The organism is Mesorhizobium sp. M4A.F.Ca.ET.050.02.1.1, from assembly GCF_003997725.1.
Lineage (GTDB): Bacteria > Pseudomonadota > Alphaproteobacteria > Rhizobiales > Rhizobiaceae > Mesorhizobium.
Genome location: NZ_RZSG01000608.1, coordinates 1 through 3,720 on the forward strand (window position 1 = coordinate 1; position 3,720 = coordinate 3,720).

A 3,720-nucleotide genomic window follows, 5' to 3' on the forward strand; every position below is an offset into this window, starting at 1 on the left:
AGGAAAGGTTCCTCGCCGCCAAGGAGCAGATCGGCATCTGCGGCAGCGTCATCGACGAAGGCATAGCGCGCGGCATGGTCGAGCGTCGCGATGCGTTCCTCGCAATACTTCTGCCCGAGATGGCCAAGCGGCGCGACATCGTGCAGGCATGGATCGACCACGAACCGCTGGTCGACTGGGTGCGGCCGCAAGGCGGCGTTGTCGGCTTCCCAAGGCTCAACGTCGATCCCGAATTCGACCTCGATCGCTTCTACACAAGGCTGCTGGAAGACCACGGCACCTATGTCGGCCCCGGCCATTGGTTCGAAATGCCGAAGCGCTTCTTCCGCGTCGGGTTCTGTTGGCCGAAGGAGGCCGACTTGCGCGGTGGGCTGGAGGCCATTTCCGCCGCGCTCAGGGACTGACTTTCCGGTCCGCCTTGCCGCCAGCCGGAAATTTCTTGATCCAGCGCGATTCTGCCACACATCCCGCCGCGAACTTTGCTAGAAGGTCATCTGGCCGGACCAGCGCCCATCGTGGAAGTTGCCCCGCCGGCCTTTTTTCGCAACGGGGCCTTTCTCTCCATGGCACTTGAACAGACTTCGCCGGACCAGCGCTATGCCGCTTTCCGGCACAGACCCTTCCTCAGCTACTGGGTGGCGCGCTTCCTCACCACTTTCGCCACCATGATCGTCTCCGTCGCGGTCGGCTGGCAGGTCTATGATCTGACCCGCGATCCCTTCGACCTCGGCATCGTCGGCATCGTCCAGTTTCTGCCCTCGCTGCTTTTGGTGTTGGTCACCGGCGTCGTCGCCGACCGCTTCGGCCGCCGCCTGATCATGACCTTGTCGTCGCTGATCGAAGCGGGCTGTGCGGTTGCGCTCTTGCTGCTTACGTTGCGCGGCCTCGCCGGCCCGCTGCCCATCTTTGTGGTGCTTGCGATGTTCGGCATAGCGCGCGCCTTCTATGGACCGGCTTCATCCTCGCTGTTCGCCAATCTGGTGCCGCCGGAGGACTTCGCCAACGCGATCGCCTGGAATTCTTCTGCCTGGCAGACAGCAACCATTGTCGGCCCGGTCGCCGGCGGCCTGCTCTACGGGCTTTCGGCGGAGACGGCCTACATCACCGCCGCCGTCCTGATGCTGGTTGCAGCCCTCCTCGTCTTCACCATTCCGAAGCCCGCCCAGCAGACCGCCACCGACAAGCCGACGATGGAAACGCTGTTCGCCGGCTTCCGCTATATCTGGAGCGAGAAGATCGTGCTCGGCGCCATCTCGCTCGATCTGTTTGCCGTGCTCCTGTCGGGCGCCTCGGCGCTGCTGCCGGTCTATGCGCGCGACATTCTCGAACTCGGTCCCTGGGGCCTCGGCCTGCTGCGCTCGGCACCGGGCATCGGCGCCATCTGCGTCGCCGTCTGGCTGGCCGGCCACCCGATCCGCGACCATGCCGGCAAGATCATGCTGGGCTTTGTCGGTCTGTTCGGCGCTGTCACCGTTCTGTTCGGCGTTTCAACCATCGCCTGGCTGTCGATCTTGGCCCTCGCCTTGCTCGGCGCCACCGACATGTTCAGCGTCTATATCCGCGAGACACTGATCCAGCTGTGGACGCCGGATGACGTGCGCGGCCGCGTCAATGCGGTGAACCAGGTCTTCGTCGGCGCCTCCAACGAAGTCGGCGAGTTCCGCGCCGGCACCATGGCGGCGCTGATCGGCACCGTGCCCGCCGTGGTGATCGGCGGCATCGGCGCGGTGGCCGTCGCTGGGCTGTGGGCTTGGCTGTTTCCGGCGCTGCGCCGGGTGCGGCATTTGAACAGCCGGAATTGAGCGCCGAATCTATACCGCTGGATCGTCGCACTTCGGCAGGTCAGGGTCGGCGGCTTGTCTCGCTGCCCCAGTTCGGGTTTTGCAGATCTCCGTGCAGGCAATAGTCGAAAGCATAGCACGTGTCGGTAGCGGGCCGGGTTTCCCAGAATGAACAGGCGAGATTCGCGGTCCGCACGACGCGCTCTCGCGCTTGCTCAGCGCCCATGCCGAGGATCAGGGAACCGTCCTTGCGCTCGCGCAGCCACTTCTCGATGTCATATCCTAGGTCTTGCGCGTTCTTGAAGCTCAGGCCCATCGTGAGATTGGTTTCCAGTGCGGCGGTGGTCGCATCAGGCCAAAGCGGCGCAAGCGCAAGTTCCGATCTTGTCATCTCGCCATCTCGCAGGACAGCGCAATCCACCCCTATGGCGACGCGTTGCGCCGCCCGCCATCTGGCCATGTCGCTGCGTCCGGTCGGACCGTATATGCAGAGCGTGTCGAGGAAGTCCCGATGGGGGCGGTCCCGATCGAATGCCAGATCACGAAATTCCAGCGCCGCAATCGCTTCGACAAGCGAAACTCCCCTTCGCGCAGCTTCGGTCGCGTCCTGCCAAGCGGCGACAGCATAGTCGCTGCTTATGATATTGCGCTGGTAGAAGTCGGGAAGGCCCTCATCGAGTTTGGCCAGCGGCGTCTCAAGGGCGTCCAAGGCCTCACGCCGGGCGTCATTGCGAACACCATCGAAAACGAATTCACTCCACGTTACGAAGACTGCCCGGATTGAATGTAGGCGGATGGGAAGGTCTATTTCGCGCCCCAATCCCCAGGGCCCATCGCCAATGCGTGCAATTCCAGGGAAGGCGCGCATGGCCGCTCGCAATGCGACCAGGCGCTTGCTCGCATCGTCGGAGATGTCGGCGAGCATGGCGCGAGGCGAAACATCGTCCGCAAGTCGCTCGCTCCAGAATCTGAGCCGTTCAGATGGGTGCATTGGGTCTCGGGATCGGCTTGCCGGCAAGGGGAAGATAATCTTACAGCATAGTACCTAAGATTGCCTGCACGCGACGTCAGGATGTCGAACCGCCGGACCGGCAGGGAACTCCCAACGGCGCGCGCGCTCTGCTAATCCGAAAAGCTCACGCCAACGCCGCGCTGCCGAAAATAGGCCTGCATCAACTTGCGGCCAGAGCGGTTGTTCTGCGCCAGCCTGGCCGGATCGAACACCGCCTGCTTTTTCCCCTCTCGCGTCAACGCTGCCTTGAGTGTCGCGATATGTGCATCGATGTCGGCATTATCCGCTCGGAGTGAGGCGTAGATGTTCTCGGTCGCCTCGGCCACGGTGAGTTCGTTCACAGCTGTCGTCCTTTGATTGATTTGGGCGGGCGCTTAGCACAGATTCGCGGCGCCGCCGAGAGCGACGAGACTGCAGCTTGGGCGCCAAGCTTGCGCCGACAACGGCTGAATAAGCCGTCAGCAGACCTGCAGCCTTCGGCTCCAGACATATATCGGACGGTCAATCTACGGGGCTTAGGCCGGCAACCGGGCTAAAGCGGACACCAGCGCCATCTGGTAAGCGCGGCCCTCCGTAAGAACGCCTTAGCGTCCGCCCACTCCGTGCTATAATTGGACTATCGACGCCGACCTAACTAAGGCCGACCGCCATTTCAGCATGCCCAAAGACGTATGTGTCGCACATGGGCTCAAGCCACTCGCCCGCACATCCGTCGCGAATCGACCCGGGAGGAGGGATCAGCATGCCAGAACGTCTGAACATAGGCCCGCTGCAACTTGGCGAAACGGCGCCCAATTTCGTAAGCCGCTCGATGACCTGCGGTTCGCCTTTCATGGGTTCTGCTCCCGTATTGGCCGCGCAAGCCTCTGACGCGGTCCAGGTGTGAAACGATGTCGGCGCCGCTCGCCTCAGAGCGGGCGTGGTAGT

Annotated in this window: 3 protein-coding genes and 2 pseudogenes; 2 read left to right on the plus strand and 3 right to left on the minus strand. The window is 63.0% G+C overall.

Annotation, left to right across the window (positions count from 1 at the left end; translation table 11 throughout):
* Together EOA33_RS27805 and EOA33_RS27810 are read left to right on the plus strand one after the other, a co-directional pair.
* Positions 1–404, plus strand: a pseudogene (locus EOA33_RS27805) (aspartate aminotransferase); the annotation flags it as partial.
* 159 nt (positions 405–563) lie between these two features.
* Positions 564–1,802, plus strand: a complete 1,239-nt coding sequence (locus EOA33_RS27810) for an MFS transporter (protein ID WP_127407100.1) — start codon at positions 564–566, stop codon at positions 1,800–1,802.
* Positions 1,803–1,842: 40 nt separating this feature from the next.
* On the opposite strand, the gene EOA33_RS27815 is transcribed toward EOA33_RS27810, so the two are convergent.
* From EOA33_RS27815 to EOA33_RS41570, 3 genes and pseudogenes are all read right to left on the minus strand, one after another.
* A complete protein-coding gene (locus tag EOA33_RS27815) occupies positions 1,843–2,706 on the minus strand; it encodes a hypothetical protein (RefSeq protein ID WP_127407101.1) in 864 nt (287 codons plus the stop codon).
* Between the two features lie 197 nt (positions 2,707–2,903).
* On the minus strand, positions 2,904–3,134 hold the full coding sequence (locus EOA33_RS27820) for a hypothetical protein (RefSeq protein WP_127407102.1): 231 nt from the start codon (positions 3,132–3,134) through the stop codon (positions 2,904–2,906).
* 461 nt (positions 3,135–3,595) lie between these two features.
* Positions 3,596–3,720 (minus strand): annotated as a pseudogene (locus EOA33_RS41570) ((2Fe-2S)-binding protein); the annotation flags it as partial.